This window comes from Cupriavidus sp. 207A1, from assembly GCF_057798955.1.
Map to the genome: position 1 here is coordinate 20,886 of NZ_JBYOJO010000013.1, position 16,956 is coordinate 37,841.

Below are 16,956 nucleotides of genomic sequence, written 5' to 3' on the forward strand. Positions count from 1 at the left end.
CTGGGACATGCCCGCGGGCATGTCCCCATTCAACGGGCAGCTTGCCCAATCGCTCTTTTAAGGAAATATCATGCAGAACCAGAAGATCCGTATCCGCCTGAAGGCTTTCGACTATCGCCTGATCGACCAGTCGGCCGCCGAAATCGTGGATACCGCCAAGCGTACCGGCGCGATCGTCAAGGGCCCGGTGCCCCTGCCGACCCGCATCCAGCGCTTCGACATCCTGCGTTCGCCGCACGTCAACAAGACCAGCCGCGATCAGTTCGAGATCCGCACTCACCAGCGCCTGATGGACATCGTCGACCCGACCGACAAGACGGTTGACGCGCTGATGAAGCTCGACCTGCCGGCCGGCGTGGACGTCGAGATCAAGGTGTAATCATGCTCCGGGCTGCTTGCGCAGCCTGCTGCAGCAAAACGGCGAACCTCGGTTCGCCGTTTTTGTTTGGTGGCGCGCCGCACGGCAGCGCCACACAGGCACTTACACGCTGCCGCGCCGGCGCAGCGTCTCGGCCGGGCACTCGCCGAACGCGCGCCGGTATTCGGCGCTGAAGCGTCCCAGGTGGGTAAAGCCCCAGCGCAGCGCGGCGCCGGTCACCGACGACAGCCCCGCATCGTTGAGCAGGTCTTGCCGTACCCGGTCCAGCCGGACCGTGCGCAGGTAGGCCATCGGGCTCAGCCCGCGATGCTCGCGGAAGTCCGGGCGATGCCCGAGATAGGCGGCGCACACGCGCTCCAGCGCGCTGCGCTCGACACGCACGATGAGCTGGTCGTTGTCCGCGCTCCAGCGCATCAGCAGCGGATCGCTGGGTGTCAGCACCGAAGCGCAGTCGGGCGTCGACACGATCTGCTGCGCGCCGCAACGGATCTCCGCCTGGCCGCTGAGCGGCATCTGCACCAGCAGGAAGTCTCCGAGCGGCCCCGGGTCGATGGTGACATCGGCGCCGTAGGCGAGCCGGTTCAGCGACACCGCGCCCAGCGGGGCGTGATGCATGCGCGCCGACAGGCTGGTCCCGCGGATATCGAGCCGGTGTGGCTTGAAGACCCGGCCAACCGCCGCGCGCGTCTGCCCGAGGTCGGTCGAGGCGAACACCTGCCGCCCGGCATCGTGCAGCAGGGCGTGGGCCAGCGGCGCCGGCGCGCGGGCAGTCGGGGGCAGCTGCAACATGGTCTCGCTCCTCTGGCGTGGCCGCGGTGCTGGCTGGCGTCCACGGCAGCGCGGGCCGGGGCGCCATGCGCTCCGCATGGTCCACGCAACCACTATAGCGGATCGACCCGCTCGCCCCTGGCGTTGCGTTGACCGAAGCCGAACTTTCCTGCACTAATCGGATAGCCGCTGCAGCCAGCGGCTAGTTTGCTGCGGTGCGGAGCCACCATCATGGGATCCAGCACGGCAGCGCGACCCTCCACCAGCTGTCAGCCAACAGAGAACGACAAGGAGCGCAGGCCATGGGCCAGACCATCCAGATCCAGACCCCCGAAGGCAGTTTCAGCGGCTATCTCGCCACCCCGGCGGCGGGCAAGGGCCCCGGCATCGTGCTGTGCCAGGAGATCTTCGGCGTCAATGCCACCATGCGCCAGGTGGCCGATTACTACGCCGAGGAGGGCTATACGGTGCTGGTGCCCGACCTGTTCTGGCGAATCGCGCCCGGCATCGAGCTGACCGACCGTGGCGAGGACTTCCAGCGCGCGCTCGGCCTCTATCAGCAGTTCGACGAAGCCAGGGGCGTGCAGGATGTGGGCGCGGCGTTGGCGACGTTGGGCGCGCGGCCCGAATGCGTCGGCCAGGCCGGCGTGCTGGGCTTCTGCCTGGGCGGCAAGCTGGCCTACCTGGCGGCCTGCCGGCTGCCCGATGTGGCCTGCGCGGTGTCCTACTATGGCGTGGGTATCGAGCACGCGCTGGGCGAGGCCGCCAACGTGCGCGGCCGCCTGGTGCTGCATATCGCGGAACAGGACGGCTTCTGTCCGCCGCAGGCGCAGGCGGCGATCCGCGAGGCGCTGGCCGGCCGGGACCACATCGAGGTGTACGTCTATCCCGGCGTCGACCATGCCTTTGCGCGCGCAGGCGGCGAGCATTTCGACAAGCCCTCGGCGCTGATGGCGCACCAGCGCTCGATCGCCGCGCTGCGCCGCGAGATGGGGCCGCACTACGACTTCTCGGCACTGTGGGACAAGCACTGCGAGTATGAATTCGCCACCCGCGATGTCGATGCAACCATGGCGACGATGGTGGCGCAGCCTTATGTGAACCATATCCCGACCATGACCGGCGGTGTCGGCCACGCGCAGCTGCGCCGCTTCTACCAGCACCACTTCGTGCACAGCAATCCGCCGGACACGACGCTGATCCCGCTGTCGCGCACGGTCGGCGCCACGCAGATCGTCGACGAGATGCTGTTCTGCTTCACCCATACCTGCGAGATCGACTGGATGCTGCCCGGCGTGCCGCCCACCGGCAAGCGCGTGGAGATCCCGCTGATCGCCATCGTCAAGTTCCGCGGCGACAAGCTCTACCACGAGCACATCTACTGGGACCAGGCCAGCGTGCTGGTCCAGATCGGCAAGCTGGACCCGGCGGGTTTGCCGGTGGCGGGCGTGGAAACCGCGCGCAAGCTGCTGGACGAGACCTTGCCGTCGAACACGCTGATGGCGCGCTGGCAGCAGAGCGAGGGCAAGTAAGCCAGGCGGCACGGAACGGGAGCGGGCCCGCAGAGGCCAGCGCCGTACCGGACAACGGTGACCGAGCCGGAGACCAACAGGGAGACAACCATGAAGGGATTGCAGGCCAAGGTGGCCATCGTCACCGGCGGCGCCACGCTGATCGGCGCGGGGGTGGCACGGGCCTTCGTCGAGGCTGGCGCGCGCGTGGCGATCTTCGATATCGACGCCGCCAATGGCGAGCGCGTTGCCGCGGAACTGGGCCAGGACGCGCTCTTCATCGCGGCGGACATCACGCGGGACGAGCAGGTCCGCGATGCGGTCGGCCAGGTCGCCCAGCACTTCGGAGGCGTCGATTTCCTGGTCAACCTCGCCTGCACCTATCTCGACGATGGCTTGCGCTCGAATCGCGCCGACTGGCTGGCGGCGCTCGACGTCAACGTGGTCTCGGGCGTGATGCTGGCGCAGGCGGTGCATCCGCATATGCGCGCGCGCGGCGGCGGCGCCATCGTCAATTTCACCAGCATCTCGGCCAGCGTGGCGCAGACCGGGCGCTGGCTCTATCCGGTGTCGAAGGCGGCCATCGCGCAGCTGACTCGGAGCATGGCGATGGATCTGGCGCCGGACCGCATCCGCGTGAACTCGGTATCGCCCGGCTGGACCTGGTGCCGGCTGATGGACGAGGTCAGCGGCGGCAACCGTGCCCGGACCGATGCGGTGGCCGCGCCGTTCCACCTGCTCGGGCGCGTCGGCGAGCCGGACGAGGTAGCGCAGGTGGTGCTTTTCCTCTGCTCCGATCACGCGAGCTTCGTCACCGGCGCGGACTATGCCGTCGACGGTGGCTACTCCGCCATGGGTCCGGAGCAGAACTTGCCTGCCATCGGCAAGCTGGCCGGCTGAAAACCCCACAACGATCCTTCAGGAGACCACGTCATGCGCCAACGCATCGCCATCGTCGGAGCGGGCCAGTCGGGCCTGCAAATGGCCCTCGGGCTGCAAGCCCACGGCTACCGCGTCACGTTGCTGTCCAACCGCACGCCGGAACAGGTTCGCGCCGGCAAGGTCATGTCCAGCCAGTGCATGTTCGACCGCGCGCTGCAGACCGAGCGCGAACTCGGCCTGAACTGGTGGGACGATACGTGCCCGCCGGTGCAGGGCATCGGCCTGGCGGTGCCGCATCCCGAGCTGCCCGGCGCGAAAGCCATCGACTGGGCCGCGCCGCTGGACCGCCCGGCGCAGGCGGTCGACCAGCGCCTGAAGATGCCGGCGTGGATGGAGGCCTTCGTGGCGCGCGGCGGCGACCTGCGCATTGTCGATGTCGGCGTTGACGAACTGGAGGACCTGGCCCGCGAGCATGACCTGGTGCTGCTGGCCGCCGGCAAGGGCGAGATCGTCAGCCGCTTCGAGCGCGATGCGTCGCGCAGCCCGTTTGACCGTCCCCAGCGCGCCCTGGCGCTGACCTATGTGACCGGCATGCTGCCGCGCGAGCCGTACTCGCGGGTGTGCTTTCACCTGATCCCGGGCGTCGGCGAATACTTCGTTTTCCCCGCGCTGACGCTGTCGGGGCCGTGCGAGATCATGGTGTTCGAGGGCATCCCCGGCGGCCCGATGGACCGCTGGGCCGAGGCGCGCACGCCCGACCAGCACCTCGCGGAAAGCCTGCGCATCCTGCGCACCTATGCGCCATGGGAAGCCGAGCGCTGCGAGCGGGTGGCGCTGACCGACGACAACGGCATCCTGTCGGGCCGCTTCGCGCCGACGGTGCGCAAGCCGGTGCTGACGCTGCCGTCGGGCCGGCTGGTATTCGGCATGGCCGATGCCGTGGTGGTCAACGATCCGATTACCGGGCAAGGCTCCAACAATGCCGCCAAATGCTGCAAGGTCTACCTCGACGCCATCCTCGCCCATGGCGAGCGGCCGTTCGACGGTGACTGGATGGCGCAGACCTTCGCCAGTTACTGGCAATACGCCGGCGATGTGGTGGCGTGGACCAACTCGCTGCTGACCCCGCCGCCGCCGCACATCCTGGCGCTGCTGGGAGCGGCGGGGGAATCGCCGGCGCTGGCGGCCCGCATCGCCAACGGCTTCGATAATCCGCAGGACTACTTCCCGTGGTGGATGGACCCGCAGGCGTGCCATCAGCTGATCGATCATCACCTGCCGCAGGCCGCCTGACATGGACACCTCAAGCCATGCCGCCCCCGCGCTCGATCCGCGCGAATTGCGTCGGGTTTGCGGCCGCTACGCGACCGGCGTGGCGGTCATTGGTGCCTGCACGGCGCAACAGCGGCCGGTCGGCATCACCGTCAACTCGTTCGCGTCGCTGTCGCTGGCGCCGCCGCTGATCCTTTGGAGCCTGGCGTCGCACTCGCCCAACGCCGGGCTGTTCAAGCCGGGCCGGCCGTTCGGCGTCAGCATCCTGCGCGCGGGGCACGGCGACCTGGCGCGCCGCTTCGCCACCCCTGCCGCGGACAAGTTTGCCGGCGTGCGCCACACGCGCTGCCCCCAGGGCGTGCCGTACCTGGACGAGGCGCTGGCCACACTGGCGTGTCGCGTCGAACGGGCCGATCCCGTGGGCGACCACCTTCTGATCGTGGGCGCGGTGGAATCCATCTCGGCGCACGAGGGCGACCCGCTGGTCTTCTATGGTGGCGGCTTCGTGCGTGTCGCGGCCTGACTTCTACATGCCGGGGGGCGGCGCCTGCCGCCCTTGCGCCGCCTGCCGCCCTTGCGCCGCCTTCGTGCCAGCTTTTGCGCACATCTGCGTGAATCCTTCCTACAACACCCCTCGGCGAAACGCAATTGCTTATTGCCCTTTCCTTGGGGAAGGGTTATAGTGTAAGGCTACCCGTGTCTCCGGGTAGTGGGTTGGCCGTTTTGGCCAGGCGCAGTCCTCTTTAGCGCAGCCCATCCGCGCACAAGCGCAAACACAGTTTTCGTGTATCAATCAGCCCCGGCCAATCGCAGCTGGGAATGGAGCAAACCATGAGCCTTGGCCTTGTAGGTCGCAAGGTTGGCATGACCCGTATTTTCACGGACGACGGTGAAGCAATTCCCGTGACCGTGGTCGAGGTCGGCGACAACCGCGTGACGCAAATCAAGACGGACGAGACCGACGGTTACACCGCGGTTCAAGTCACCTTCGGCGCACGACGCGCAAGCCGCGTCACCAAGCCGCTGGCGGGTCACCTCGCCAAAGCCGGCGTGGAAGCCGGCGAAATCATCCGCGAATTCCGTATCGATGCAGCCAAGGCTGCCGAACTGCAAGCTGGCGGTTCGCTGTCGGTCGACCTGTTCGAAGTCGGTCAGAAGATCGACGTGCAGGGCGTGACCATCGGTAAGGGCTACGCCGGTACCATCAAGCGCTACCACTTCGCCTCCGGCCGTGCCACCCACGGTAACTCGCGCTCGCACAACGTGCCGGGCTCGATCGGTATGGCGCAGGATCCGGGCCGCGTGTTCCCCGGCAAGCGCATGACCGGTCACCTGGGCGATGTCACCCGCACCGTGCAGAACCTGGAGATCGCCAAGATCGACGCAGAGCGCAAGCTGCTGCTGGTCAAGGGCGCCATTCCCGGCTCCAAGAACGGCAAGGTCATCGTTACCCCGGCCGTCAAGGCCAAAGCCAAAGCTTAAGGAGCGCATGTAATGGAACTCAAGCTCCTCCAGGACAATGGCCAGATCGGCGCCGGCGTTGACGCGTCGCCCGAAGTGTTCGGCCGTGACTACAACGAAGCCCTCGTTCACCAGATCGTCGTCGCTTACCAGGCCAACGCGCGCAGCGGTAACCGCAAGCAGAAGGATCGTGAAGAGGTCAAGCACACGACCAAGAAGCCGTGGCGCCAGAAGGGTACGGGCCGTGCTCGTGCCGGTATGTCTTCCTCGCCGCTGTGGCGCGGGGGCGGCCGTATCTTCCCGAATTCGCCGGAAGAGAACTTCAGCCAGAAGGTCAACAAGAAGATGTTCCGTGCCGGCATGCGCTCGATCTACTCGCAGCTCGCACGTGAAGGTCGTATCAATGTGGTGGACGGTTTCACCGTCGACGCGCCCAAGACCAAGCTCTTGGCCGACAAGTTCAAGGCCATGGGCCTGGACTCGGTGCTGATCATCACCGACAGCCTCGACGAAAACCTCTACCTGGCTTCGCGCAACCTGCCGCACGTGGCAGTTGTCGAGCCGCGCCAGGCTGATCCGCTGTCGCTCGTGCACTACAAGAAGGTGCTGGTGACCAAGGCAGCCGTCGCGCAGATCGAGGAGTTGCTGAAATGACGCAAGTAGCCAAGAACGATCATCGTTTGATGCAGGTGCTGCTCGCGCCGGTGGTTTCCGAAAAGGCAACCCTGGTCGCCGACAAGAATGAACAAGTCGTGTTCGAAGTGGCTCGCGATGCCAACAAGGCAGAAGTGAAGGCCGCCGTCGAACTGCTGTTCAAGGTCGAGGTGCAGTCCGTTCAGATCCTGAACCAGAAGGGCAAGCAGAAGCGCTTCGGCCGTTTCATGGGCCGTCGCAACCACGTGAAGAAAGCTTACGTGTCGCTGAAGCCGGGTCAGGAAATCAATTTTGAAGCGGAGGCCAAGTAATCATGGCACTCGTCAAGACCAAGCCGACTTCCCCGGGTCGTCGCTCGATGGTGAAGGTCGTCAACAAGGACCTTCACAAGGGCGCCCCGCACGCTCCGCTGCTGGAAAAGCAATTCCAGAAGTCGGGCCGTAACAACAATGGTCATATCACCACCCGCCACAAGGGCGGTGGTCATAAGCACCACTACCGCGTGGTCGATTTCAAGCGCAACGACAAGGACGGCATCCCCGCCAAGGTCGAGCGCCTGGAATACGATCCGAACCGCAGCGCCAACATCGCGCTGGTCGTGTTCGCCGACGGCGAGCGCCGCTACATCATCGCCACCAAGGGCATGGTTGCCGGCCAAGCGCTGCTGAATGGCTCGGAAGCGCCGATCAAGGCCGGTAACAACCTGCCGATCCGCAACATTCCGGTCGGTACCACGATCAACAACGTGGAAATGCTGCCGGGCAAGGGCGCTCAGATCGCCCGCGCCGCTGGCGGTTCCGCCGTGCTGCTGGCCCGTGAAGGCCTGTACGCCCAGGTTCGCCTGCGCTCCGGCGAAGTGCGCCGCGTGCATATCGAGTGCCGCGCCACCGTCGGTGAAGTGGGCAACGAAGAGCACAGCCTGCGCGTCATCGGCAAGGCCGGTGCGACCCGTTGGCGCGGTATCCGCCCGACGGTCCGCGGCGTGGTGATGAACCCGGTCGACCACCCGCACGGTGGTGGCGAGGGCAAGACCGCTGCTGGCCGCGATCCGGTGTCGCCGTGGGGTACCCCGACCAAGGGTTACCGTACCCGCAGCAACAAGCGCACGGACAGCATGATCGTCCAGAAGCGCCACAAGCGTTAATCGGTAGGTAGGAGCTAAAGATATGACTCGTTCCGCTAAAAAGGGTCCGTTCTGCGACGCCCACCTGCTGAAGAAGGTGGAAGTTGCAACGAGCGGCAAGGACAAGAAGCCCATCAAGACGTGGTCGCGCCGCTCGACCATTCTGCCGGAGTTCATCGGCCTGACGATCGCCGTTCACAACGGCCGTCAACACGTGCCGGTGTACGTTACGGAAAACATGGTTGGCCACAAGCTCGGCGAATTTGCGATCACCCGCACGTTCAAGGGCCACGCGGCTGACAAGAAAGCGAAGAGGTAAGGTGCCATCATGGAAGTGAAAGCGATTCATCGCGGTGCCCGCATCTCCGCCCAGAAGACGCGCCTGGTCGCTGACCAGATCCGTGGTCTGCCGATCGAGCGCGCGCTCAACGTCCTGACGTTCAGCCCGAAAAAGGCTGCCGGGATCGTGAAGAAGGTGGTCGAATCGGCCATCGCCAACGCCGAGCACAACGAAGGCGCCGACATCGACGAACTCAAGGTCAAATCGATCTACGTCGACAAGGCAACCTCGCTCAAGCGCTTCACGGCACGGGCAAAGGGCCGCGGCAACCGCATCGAGAAACAAACCTGTCACATCACTGTGACGCTCGGCAACTAAGGAGTCACGATGGGACAGAAGATTCATCCGACTGGCTTCCGTCTGGCTGTCAGCCGTAACTGGGCTTCGCGCTGGTACGCCAGCAACACGAAGTTCGCCGGCATGCTGAAGGAAGACATCGAAGTTCGCGACTTCCTGAAGAAGAAGCTGAAGAACGCATCGGTTGGCCGCGTCGTGATCGAGCGCCCCGCCCGCAATGCCCGCATCACCATTTACAGCTCGCGTCCGGGCGTGGTGATCGGCAAGAAGGGTGAGGACATCGAACTGCTGAAGGCCGAACTGCAGCGTCGCATGGGCGTGCCCGTGCACGTGAACATCGAGGAAATCCGCAAGCCGGAAACCGATGCTCAGCTGATCGCCGACTCGATCACCCAGCAGCTCGAGCGCCGCATCATGTTCCGCCGCGCCATGAAGCGCGCCATGCAGAACGCGATGCGCCTGGGCGCCCAGGGTATCAAGATCATGAGCGCCGGCCGTCTGAACGGTATCGAAATCGCACGTACCGAGTGGTACCGCGAAGGCCGTGTGCCCCTGCACACCCTGCGCGCCGACATCGACTACGGCTTCTCCGAAGCAGAAACCACCTACGGCATCATCGGTGTCAAGGTGTGGGTCTACAAGGGGGATCACCTCGGCCGCAATGACGCGCCGGTGGTGGAAGAGCCGCAAGACGACCGTCGTCGTCGCCCGGGTCGTCCGGAAGGCCGCCGCCGTGAAGGTGAAGGCCGTCCGGGTGGCAACCGCCGCGGCGGTGCCGGTGCCGGTCGTCGCGCTGCGCCTGGCGCAGATGGGAAGAGTGGAGAATAACGATGCTGCAACCTAAGCGCAGAAAATACCGCAAGGAGCAGAAAGGCCGCAACACGGGTAAGGCTACCCGTGGCAACGCCGTGTCTTTCGGCGAATTCGGCCTGAAGGCAATGGGCCGTGGCCGTCTGACCGCTCGTCAGATCGAGTCGGCACGTCGTGCGATGACCCGTCACATCAAGCGTGGCGGCCGCATCTGGATCCGGATCTTCCCGGACAAGCCGATCTCGAAGAAGCCCGCCGAAGTCCGTATGGGTAACGGCAAGGGCAATCCGGAATACTACGTGGCTGAAATCCAGCCGGGCAAGATGCTGTACGAAATGGATGGCGTGAGCGAAGAGCTGGCGCGTGAGGCGTTCCGCCTCGCAGCGGCCAAGCTGCCGATCGCCACCAATTTCGTGGTGCGCCAGGTCGGGACGTAAGGAGAGCAGGGATGAAAGCATCCGAACTTCGCGGCAAGGACGCCGCAGGCCTGAACCAGGAGCTCTCCGAGCTGCTGAAGGCCCAATTTAGCCTGCGCATGCAAAAGGCAACCCAACAGCTGCAGAACACCAGCCAGCTGAAGAAGGTTCGCAAGGACATCGCGCGCGTGCAAACCGTGCTGACTGAAAAGGCGAACGCGAAATGACTGAAGCTGCACAAACGGAAAAGTCGCTTCGCCGCACCCTGGTCGGCCGTGTCGTGAGCGACAAGATGGACAAGACCGTTACGGTCTTGGTGGAAAACCGCGTCAAGCATCCCCTGTACGGCAAGTACGTGCTGCGTTCCAAGAAGTACCACGCACACGACGAAGCCAACCAGTACAAGGAAGGCGACAAGGTCGAAATCCAGGAAGGCCGTCCGCTGTCGCGGACCAAGTCCTGGGTGGTTTCCCGGCTGGTAGAGGCTGCACGCGTCATCTAAGAACAACACGTTCTTAGCTTGACTTGCAAGTCCAGGATTATGTAGCTATAATCCTGGACTTCCGCTTTATTGCGTTCGCCTTAGCTGTACCACCCGGGCGGGCCTGTTGAGCGAGCCAGGGCCAGGCGGCTCCGATGTTTTTCAGTCGGATTTGCCAGGCTCCTACCGACTTCAAAGTTGATCAACCCATACGGTGCTGGCGCAAGGCCGGAACCGACGGGACCAAGACTGACCGACGGGCGCTATCGCACCTGGCGGATTAAGTTGGGAAGACAAACACCATGATTCAGACAGAAAGCCGGCTCGAAGTGGCCGATAACACTGGTGCGCGCGAAGTGCTGTGCATCAAGGTGCTGGGTGGCTCCAAGCGCCGCTACGCAAGCGTTGGCGACATCATCAAGGTGACCGTCAAGGACGCAGCGCCGCGCGGTCGCGTCAAGAAGGGCGACATCTACAACGCCGTCGTCGTGCGTACCGCCAAGGGCGTGCGCCGCGCTGACGGTTCGCTGATCAAGTTCGACGGCAACGCCGCCGTCCTGCTGAACAACAAGCTCGAGCCGATCGGCACCCGTATCTTCGGGCCGGTGACTCGTGAACTCCGTACCGAGCGCTTCATGAAGATCGTGTCGCTCGCTCCGGAAGTGCTGTAAGGAGCCGCCATGAACAAGATTCGCAAAGGCGACGAAGTCATCGTGCTGACCGGCAAGGACAAGGGCAAGCGCGGTACCGTGCAAGCTGTCCTCGGCGACAAGGTTGCGGTGCAAGGCGTGAACATCGCCAAGAAGCATGCCCGCCCGAACCCGATGCTGGGCACTACCGGTGGTGTGGTCGACAAGGTCATGCCGCTGCATATTTCCAACGTTGCGCTCGTGGATGCCAATGGCAAGCCGTCGCGCGTCGGCATCAAGGTGGAAGACGGCAAGCGCGTGCGCGTGCTGAAGACCACCGGCGCCGTCGTGGCAGCTTGATTCTGGGCACGTATAGGAGTTGAGCATGGCAGCACGTCTGCAAGAGTTTTACAAAGAACAGGTTGTGCCGAAGCTGATCGAGCAGTTCGGCTACAAGTCGGTCATGGAAGTGCCGCGCATCACCAAGATCACCCTGAACATGGGTCTTGGCGAAGCCATCAATGACAAGAAGATCATTGAAAACGCCGTGGGCGACCTGACCAAGATCGCCGGTCAGAAGCCGGTCGTGACGAAGGCCAAGAAGGCCATCGCCGGCTTCAAGATCCGTCAGGGCTATCCCATCGGTGCGATGGTGACCCTGCGCGGCGAGCGCATGTTCGAATTCCTCGATCGTTTCGTTACCGTGGCCCTGCCGCGCGTGCGTGACTTCCGTGGTGTGTCGGGCCGGTCGTTCGACGGTCGTGGCAACTACAACATCGGTGTGAAAGAGCAGATCATTTTCCCCGAAATCGAGTACGACAAGATCGACGCACTGCGTGGTCTGAACATCAGCATCACGACGACGGCAAAGAACGACGAGGAAGCCAAGGCCCTCCTCGGTGCGTTCAAGTTCCCGTTCCGCAATTAAGGGGTAACCGTGGCTAAACTGGCTCTGATTGAACGTGAGAAGAAGCGCGCCAAGCTGGTGGCAAAGTATGCCGCCAAGCGCGCCAACCTCAAGGCCATTATCGACGACCAAGAAAAGTCGGAAGAAGAGCGTTACAGCGCGCGTCTCGAGCTGCAGCAGCTCCCGCGCAACGCGAACCCGACCCGCCAGCGTAACCGCTGCGCGATCACCGGTCGTCCCCGCGGTACCTTCCGCAAGTTTGGCCTGGCGCGTAACAAGATCCGCGAAATCGCCTTCAAGGGCGAAATTCCGGGTCTGACGAAAGCCAGCTGGTAATTACGCACAGGCTACAGGAGAAACAGTATGAGCATGAGCGATCCTATCGCCGATATGCTGACGCGCATCCGCAACGCCCAGGGCGTGCAGAAAGCGTCGGTTGTCATGCCGTCGTCGAAGCTGAAAGTGGCAATCGCCAAGGTCCTGAAGGACGAAGGCTACATCGACGACTACGCCGTCCAGGAAGATGGCGGCAAGGCACAACTGAGCATCGGTCTCAAGTACTACGCCGGCCGTCCGGTGATCGAGCGCATCGAGCGCGTCTCGAAGCCCGGCCTGCGCGTGTACAAGGGCCGCAGCGACATTCCGCAAGTGATGAACGGCCTCGGTGTGGCGATCATCTCGACCCCGCAGGGTCTGATGACCGACCGCAAGGCTCGCGCCACCGGCGTGGGCGGCGAAGTTCTCTGCTACGTCGCTTAAGGAGAGAACCATGTCCCGTGTAGGTAAGGCTCCCATCGCGCTCCCCAAGGGCGCGGAAGTGAACGTGGCAGCTGGCGTGCTCTCCGTGAAGGGTCCGCTGGGTACGCTGTCGCAGCCGATTCACAGCCTGGTCAAGGTCAATGTCGAGAACGACACGCTGACCTTCGCGCCGGCTGACGAGTCGCGTGAAGCAAACGCCCTGCAAGGCACCATGCGCGCCCTGGCGGCGAACATGGTCAAGGGCGTGACCACCGGTTTCGAGCGCAAGCTGAACCTCGTTGGCGTGGGCTATCGTGCCCAGCTGCAAGGCACTGCGCTGAAGCTCCAGCTTGGTTTCTCGCACGACGTGATCCATGAGATGCCGGAAGGCGTGAAGGCTGAAACGCCGACGCAGACCGAAATCCTGATCAAGGGTGCGGACAAGCAGAAAGTCGGTCAGGTTGCCGCGGAAGTCCGCGCGTACCGCCCGCCCGAGCCCTACAAGGGCAAGGGTGTGCGCTACAGCGACGAGCGCGTCATCCTGAAGGAAACCAAGAAGAAGTAAGGGGTGCAATGATGAACAAGAAAGACGCTCGTTTGCGCCGTGCACGTCAGACCCGCGCCAAGATCGCGGAGATGAAAGTCAATCGTCTGACCGTGTTCCGTACGAATTCGAACATTTACGCCCAGGTCTTCTCCGAGTGCGGCACCAAGGTGCTGGCTTCGGCTTCGACCGTCGAGGCAGAAGTGCGCAAGGAACTGGAAGGCAAGGGCGCTACCGCCGCTGCCGCTACCATCGTGGGCAAGCGCATCGCCGAGAAGGCGAAGGCTGCCGGCGTGGAAACCGTCGCCTTCGACCGCGCCGGCTTCCGTTTCCATGGCCGCGTCAAGGCCCTGGCAGACGCCGCCCGCGAAGCTGGCCTGAAGTTCTAAGCGCATAGAGAGAGATACGTCATGGCAAAGATGCAAGCAAAAGTCCAACAGGACGAACGCGACGACGGCCTCCGCGAGAAGATGATCTCGGTCAACCGTGTCACCAAGGTGGTGAAGGGCGGCCGGATTCTCGGTTTCGCTGCGCTGACCGTGGTCGGTGACGGCGATGGCCGCATCGGCATGGGCAAGGGCAAGGCCAAGGAAGTGCCGGTTGCAGTTCAGAAGGCAATGGACGAAGCCCGTCGCAAGATGGTCAAGGTCTCGCTGAAGAACGGCACGCTGCAACACGAAGTCGTTGGCAAGCACGGCGCCGCCAAGGTGCTGATGATGCCCGCCAAGGAAGGTACCGGCGTGATCGCCGGCGGCCCGATGCGCGCGATCTTCGAAGTGATGGGCGTCACCAACGTGGTGACCAAGTCGCACGGCTCCACCAACCCGTACAACATGGTTCGCGCCACGCTGGACGGCCTTCAGAAGATGAGCACGCCGGGCGAAATCGCCGCCAAGCGTGGCAAGTCGGTCGAAGACATCCTGGGTTAAGGTGAACGCAATGTCGCAGAAAACCGTAAAAGTGCAACTCGTGCGCAGCCTGATCGGCACGCGCGAGGATCATCGCGCCACCGTTCGTGGCCTGGGCCTGCGCCGCATCAACTCGGTGTCGGAGCTGCAGGACACGCCCGCCGTGCGCGGCATGATCAACAAGGTCTCGTACCTGGTCAAGGTTCTGGCCTGATCGGGACTTGGAGAGCAAGATGCAACTGAACAACCTGAAACCGGCTGCCGGTTCGAAGCACGCCAAGCGTCGCGTCGGCCGCGGTATCGGCTCCGGCCTGGGCAAGACCGCCGGTCGCGGTCACAAGGGTCAGAAGTCGCGTTCGGGCGGCTTCCACAAGGTGGGCTTCGAAGGCGGTCAAATGCCGCTGTATCGTCGCCTGCCCAAGCGCGGCTTCACCTCGCTGACCAAGGCGTTCACCGCCGAAGTCACGCTGCGTGACATCGAGCGCCTGGAAGCGGCCGAAGTCGACCTGCTGGTCCTGAAGCAGGCTGGCCTGGTCGGCGACCTGGTCAAGAGCGCCAAGGTCATCAAGGCCGGCGAGCTGACCCGCAAGGTGACGATCAAGGGTCTGGGCGCCACCGCTGGCGCCAAGGCCGCGATCGAAGCCGCCGGCGGCCAGATCGCAGCCTGATACGGCAGCATTCATCGCAGCATAGGCAGTCATAGTCGGAGCATCGTTTGGCCACGGCGAAACCCAATGCAAGCGCGCAAGCCAGGAACACGGCGAAGTACGGCGACCTCAAGCGCCGGCTGATGTTCCTGGTGCTGGCCCTGATCGTGTACCGCATCGGCGCTCATATTCCGGTGCCCGGTATCGATCCGGAGCAGCTTGCGAAGCTTTTCCAGAGTCAGTCGGGTGGCATCCTCGGGATGTTCAACCTGTTCTCGGGCGGGGCGCTGTCGCGCTTTACCGTCTTCGCGCTCGGCATCATGCCGTACATCTCGGCGTCGATCATCATGCAGTTGCTGACGATCGTGCTGCCGCAGCTGGAGTCGCTGAAGAAGGAAGGGCAGGCAGGGCAGCGCAAGATCACGCAGTACACGCGCTACGGCACCGTGGTCCTGGCCACGTTCCAGGCGCTGTCGATCGCGGTCGCGCTGGAGTCGCAGCCGGGGCTGGTGCTGGATCCGGGCCTGATGTTCCGGGCCACGGCGGTGATCACGCTGGTGACCGGCACGATGTTCCTGATGTGGCTGGGTGAGCAGATCACCGAGCGGGGCCTTGGCAACGGCATCTCGATCATCATCTTCGGCGGTATCGCGGCGGGCCTGCCCAACGCGATCGGCGGACTGTTCGAACTGGTCCGCACGGGTTCCATGAGCATCATCGCGGCGATCTTCATCGTGGCGATCGTGATCGGTGTGACCTTCGCCGTGGTGTTCGTCGAGCGTGGCCAGCGCAAGATCCTGGTGAACTATGCCAAGCGTCAGGTCGGCAACAAGGTGTACGGCGGCCAGTCGTCGCACCTGCCGCTGAAGCTGAACATGGCAGGGGTGATTCCGCCGATCTTCGCATCGTCGATCATCCTGTTCCCGGCGACGATCGCGGGCTGGTTCACGTCTGACTCGACGGGCACGGTCGGCCGGTTCATCAAGGACCTGGCTGCCACGCTGTCGCCGGGCCAGCCGGTCTACATCCTGCTGTACGCTGCTGCGATTGTATTTTTCTGCTTCTTCTACACGGCCCTGGTGTACAACAGCCGTGAAGTGGCAGACAACCTGAAGAAAAGCGGTGCCTTCATTCCGGGCATTCGTCCGGGCGAGCAGACGACGCGCTATATCGACAAGATCCTGGTGCGTCTGACGTTGGCTGGTGCGATCTACATCACACTGGTCTGCCTGTTGCCGGAATTCCTGGTGCTGCGCTGGAACGTTCCGTTCTATTTTGGCGGAACCTCCCTGCTGATCATCGTGGTCGTCACGATGGACTTCATGGCCCAGGTTCAGTCCTATGTCATGTCGCAGCAGTATGAGTCGCTGCTGAAGAAGGCGAATTTCAAGGGCAATCTGACCTTGCGCTGACTTCGGATCGGTACAGGCTAGGTATGGCTAAAGACGACGTCATCCAGATGCAGGGCGAGGTCCTGGAAAACCTGCCCAATGCGACGTTCCGAGTCAAGCTGGAGAATGGCCATGTAGTGCTGGGCCATATCTCCGGCAAGATGAGAATGAACTACATCCGGATCCTTCCGGGTGACAAGGTGACGGTCGAACTGACCCCATATGATCTGTCGCGCGCACGAATCGTCTTCCGGACGAAGTGAGCGAACAGGAATTGAAGGAAGAGGAAAATTATGAAAGTGCTGGCTTCTGTTAAGCGCATTTGCCGCAACTGCAAAATCATCAAGCGCAACGGTGTCGTGCGCGTGATCTGCTCGTCGGATCCCCGCCACAAGCAACGCCAAGGCTAATCGGAAAGAGGATTGACGAATGGCACGTATCGCAGGGGTTAACATCCCGAACCACAAGCACACCGAAATCGGCCTGACGGCCATTTATGGTGTCGGCCGCTCGCGCGCTCGCAAGATTTGCGAGGCCACCGGTGTACCGTTTGACAAGAAGGTCAAGGACCTGACCGACGCCGACCTGGAAAAGCTTCGTGACGAAGTGGGCAAGGTCACGGTCGAGGGTGACCTGCGTCGTGAAACCACGATGAACATCAAGCGTCTGATGGACCTTGGTTGCTATCGTGGCATGCGTCACCGCAAGGGCCTGCCCATGCGCGGTCAGCGTACCCGGACCAATGCCCGTACCCGCAAGGGTCCGCGCAAGGCCGGCGTGGCTCTGAAGAAGTAAAGC

Annotated in this window: 30 protein-coding genes; 29 read left to right on the forward strand and 1 reads right to left on the reverse strand. The window is 63.5% G+C overall.

The window, feature by feature from the left end; all coding sequences use genetic code 11:
• Positions 1-70: 70 nt before the first annotated feature.
• Positions 71-379, forward strand: a complete 309-nt coding sequence (gene rpsJ / locus AC3FMM_RS22455; RefSeq protein ID WP_006160488.1) for a 30S ribosomal protein S10 — start codon at positions 71-73, stop codon at positions 377-379.
• A 102-nt stretch (positions 380-481) separates the two neighbouring features.
• Here the strand turns inward: rpsJ and AC3FMM_RS22460 are convergent, their stop codons facing one another.
• A complete protein-coding gene (locus AC3FMM_RS22460; RefSeq protein WP_488687509.1) occupies positions 482-1,168 on the reverse strand; it encodes an AraC family transcriptional regulator in 687 nt (228 codons plus the stop codon).
• A gap of 281 nt (positions 1,169-1,449) precedes the next feature.
• On the opposite strand from AC3FMM_RS22460, the gene AC3FMM_RS22465 reads away from it, so the two are divergent.
• From AC3FMM_RS22465 to rpsM, 28 genes are all read left to right on the forward strand, one after another.
• A complete protein-coding gene (locus AC3FMM_RS22465; RefSeq protein WP_115711150.1) occupies positions 1,450-2,679 on the forward strand; it encodes a dienelactone hydrolase family protein in 1,230 nt (409 codons plus the stop codon).
• A 90-nt stretch (positions 2,680-2,769) separates the two neighbouring features.
• On the forward strand, positions 2,770-3,558 hold the full coding sequence (locus AC3FMM_RS22470) for an SDR family oxidoreductase (RefSeq protein ID WP_488687510.1): 789 nt from the start codon (positions 2,770-2,772) through the stop codon (positions 3,556-3,558).
• A gap of 33 nt (positions 3,559-3,591) precedes the next feature.
• Positions 3,592-4,833 carry a styrene monooxygenase/indole monooxygenase family protein gene (locus AC3FMM_RS22475; protein ID WP_488687511.1) on the forward strand — a complete coding sequence of 414 codons (1,242 nt, stop codon included), beginning with the start codon at positions 3,592-3,594 and terminating at the stop codon, positions 4,831-4,833.
• Between the two features lies 1 nt (position 4,834).
• On the forward strand, positions 4,835-5,335 hold the full coding sequence (locus AC3FMM_RS22480; RefSeq protein WP_115711145.1) for a flavin reductase family protein: 501 nt from the start codon (positions 4,835-4,837) through the stop codon (positions 5,333-5,335).
• Positions 5,336-5,643: 308 nt separating this feature from the next.
• Positions 5,644-6,294 (forward strand): 50S ribosomal protein L3, encoded by a 651-nt coding sequence (gene rplC / locus AC3FMM_RS22485; RefSeq protein WP_010812397.1) that lies wholly within the window; start codon positions 5,644-5,646, stop codon positions 6,292-6,294.
• 12 nt (positions 6,295-6,306) lie between these two features.
• Positions 6,307-6,927 carry a 50S ribosomal protein L4 gene (rplD, locus tag AC3FMM_RS22490; RefSeq protein WP_022536862.1) on the forward strand — a complete coding sequence of 207 codons (621 nt, stop codon included), beginning with the start codon at positions 6,307-6,309 and terminating at the stop codon, positions 6,925-6,927.
• Positions 6,924-7,238 carry a 50S ribosomal protein L23 gene (gene rplW / locus AC3FMM_RS22495; protein ID WP_006576245.1) on the forward strand — a complete coding sequence of 105 codons (315 nt, stop codon included), beginning with the start codon at positions 6,924-6,926 and terminating at the stop codon, positions 7,236-7,238. Before rplD ends, rplW begins: the two co-directional genes overlap by 4 nt.
• Positions 7,239-7,240: 2 nt before the next feature.
• A complete protein-coding gene (gene rplB, locus AC3FMM_RS22500; protein ID WP_115660935.1) occupies positions 7,241-8,071 on the forward strand; it encodes a 50S ribosomal protein L2 in 831 nt (276 codons plus the stop codon).
• Between the two features lie 22 nt (positions 8,072-8,093).
• Positions 8,094-8,369, forward strand: a complete 276-nt coding sequence (gene rpsS / locus AC3FMM_RS22505; protein WP_012354138.1) for a 30S ribosomal protein S19 — start codon at positions 8,094-8,096, stop codon at positions 8,367-8,369.
• A gap of 9 nt (positions 8,370-8,378) precedes the next feature.
• A complete protein-coding gene (gene rplV, locus AC3FMM_RS22510) occupies positions 8,379-8,708 on the forward strand; it encodes a 50S ribosomal protein L22 (RefSeq protein ID WP_003271370.1) in 330 nt (109 codons plus the stop codon).
• Between the two features lie 9 nt (positions 8,709-8,717).
• The gene (rpsC, locus tag AC3FMM_RS22515; RefSeq protein ID WP_063241274.1) at positions 8,718-9,515 is read left to right on the forward strand and encodes a 30S ribosomal protein S3; all 798 of its coding nucleotides are present in this window, start codon (positions 8,718-8,720) and stop codon (positions 9,513-9,515) included.
• Between the two features lie 2 nt (positions 9,516-9,517).
• Positions 9,518-9,934 (forward strand): 50S ribosomal protein L16, encoded by a 417-nt coding sequence (gene rplP / locus AC3FMM_RS22520; protein WP_006576240.1) that lies wholly within the window; start codon positions 9,518-9,520, stop codon positions 9,932-9,934.
• A gap of 11 nt (positions 9,935-9,945) precedes the next feature.
• The gene (gene rpmC / locus AC3FMM_RS22525; protein WP_008642937.1) at positions 9,946-10,140 is read left to right on the forward strand and encodes a 50S ribosomal protein L29; all 195 of its coding nucleotides are present in this window, start codon (positions 9,946-9,948) and stop codon (positions 10,138-10,140) included.
• Positions 10,137-10,415: a 30S ribosomal protein S17 gene (rpsQ, locus tag AC3FMM_RS22530; protein WP_010812389.1), complete on the forward strand. Its 279-nt coding sequence runs from the start codon at positions 10,137-10,139 to the stop codon at positions 10,413-10,415. The genes rpmC and rpsQ overlap by 4 nt, the downstream gene beginning before the upstream one ends.
• Before the next feature lie 281 nt (positions 10,416-10,696).
• Positions 10,697-11,065 (forward strand): 50S ribosomal protein L14, encoded by a 369-nt coding sequence (gene rplN / locus AC3FMM_RS22535; RefSeq protein WP_010812388.1) that lies wholly within the window; start codon positions 10,697-10,699, stop codon positions 11,063-11,065.
• A gap of 9 nt (positions 11,066-11,074) precedes the next feature.
• Positions 11,075-11,383: a 50S ribosomal protein L24 gene (gene rplX, locus AC3FMM_RS22540; RefSeq protein WP_010812387.1), complete on the forward strand. Its 309-nt coding sequence runs from the start codon at positions 11,075-11,077 to the stop codon at positions 11,381-11,383.
• A gap of 25 nt (positions 11,384-11,408) precedes the next feature.
• Positions 11,409-11,951, forward strand: coding sequence for a 50S ribosomal protein L5 (gene rplE, locus AC3FMM_RS22545; RefSeq protein WP_010812386.1), 543 nt, complete (start codon positions 11,409-11,411; stop codon positions 11,949-11,951).
• Positions 11,952-11,960: 9 nt separating this feature from the next.
• Positions 11,961-12,266: a 30S ribosomal protein S14 gene (gene rpsN, locus AC3FMM_RS22550; RefSeq protein ID WP_010812385.1), complete on the forward strand. Its 306-nt coding sequence runs from the start codon at positions 11,961-11,963 to the stop codon at positions 12,264-12,266.
• A 27-nt stretch (positions 12,267-12,293) separates the two neighbouring features.
• Complete coding sequence (gene rpsH / locus AC3FMM_RS22555; protein ID WP_010812384.1) at positions 12,294-12,689, forward strand: 30S ribosomal protein S8; 396 nt, start codon at positions 12,294-12,296, stop codon at positions 12,687-12,689.
• Between the two features lie 10 nt (positions 12,690-12,699).
• Positions 12,700-13,233 carry a 50S ribosomal protein L6 gene (gene rplF, locus AC3FMM_RS22560; RefSeq protein WP_012354137.1) on the forward strand — a complete coding sequence of 178 codons (534 nt, stop codon included), beginning with the start codon at positions 12,700-12,702 and terminating at the stop codon, positions 13,231-13,233.
• Between the two features lie 11 nt (positions 13,234-13,244).
• Entirely contained in the window at positions 13,245-13,601 is a 357-nt protein-coding gene (gene rplR / locus AC3FMM_RS22565; protein ID WP_026164029.1) for a 50S ribosomal protein L18, read from the forward strand.
• A 21-nt stretch (positions 13,602-13,622) separates the two neighbouring features.
• Positions 13,623-14,141, forward strand: coding sequence for a 30S ribosomal protein S5 (gene rpsE, locus AC3FMM_RS22570; RefSeq protein WP_006160449.1), 519 nt, complete (start codon positions 13,623-13,625; stop codon positions 14,139-14,141).
• A gap of 10 nt (positions 14,142-14,151) precedes the next feature.
• Positions 14,152-14,334: a 50S ribosomal protein L30 gene (gene rpmD, locus AC3FMM_RS22575; protein ID WP_010812381.1), complete on the forward strand. Its 183-nt coding sequence runs from the start codon at positions 14,152-14,154 to the stop codon at positions 14,332-14,334.
• A gap of 19 nt (positions 14,335-14,353) precedes the next feature.
• Positions 14,354-14,788 (forward strand): 50S ribosomal protein L15, encoded by a 435-nt coding sequence (gene rplO / locus AC3FMM_RS22580; RefSeq protein ID WP_012354135.1) that lies wholly within the window; start codon positions 14,354-14,356, stop codon positions 14,786-14,788.
• Positions 14,789-14,835: 47 nt separating this feature from the next.
• Positions 14,836-16,179, forward strand: coding sequence for a preprotein translocase subunit SecY (gene secY / locus AC3FMM_RS22585; RefSeq protein ID WP_062801963.1), 1,344 nt, complete (start codon positions 14,836-14,838; stop codon positions 16,177-16,179).
• Between the two features lie 23 nt (positions 16,180-16,202).
• On the forward strand, positions 16,203-16,421 hold the full coding sequence (gene infA, locus AC3FMM_RS22590) for a translation initiation factor IF-1 (RefSeq protein WP_010812378.1): 219 nt from the start codon (positions 16,203-16,205) through the stop codon (positions 16,419-16,421).
• Positions 16,422-16,451: 30 nt separating this feature from the next.
• Positions 16,452-16,568, forward strand: coding sequence for a 50S ribosomal protein L36 (gene rpmJ, locus AC3FMM_RS22595; protein ID WP_008642959.1), 117 nt, complete (start codon positions 16,452-16,454; stop codon positions 16,566-16,568).
• 19 nt (positions 16,569-16,587) lie between these two features.
• The gene (rpsM, locus tag AC3FMM_RS22600) at positions 16,588-16,953 is read left to right on the forward strand and encodes a 30S ribosomal protein S13 (RefSeq protein ID WP_010812377.1); all 366 of its coding nucleotides are present in this window, start codon (positions 16,588-16,590) and stop codon (positions 16,951-16,953) included.
• The last annotated feature ends 3 nt before the right edge of the window (positions 16,954-16,956 follow it).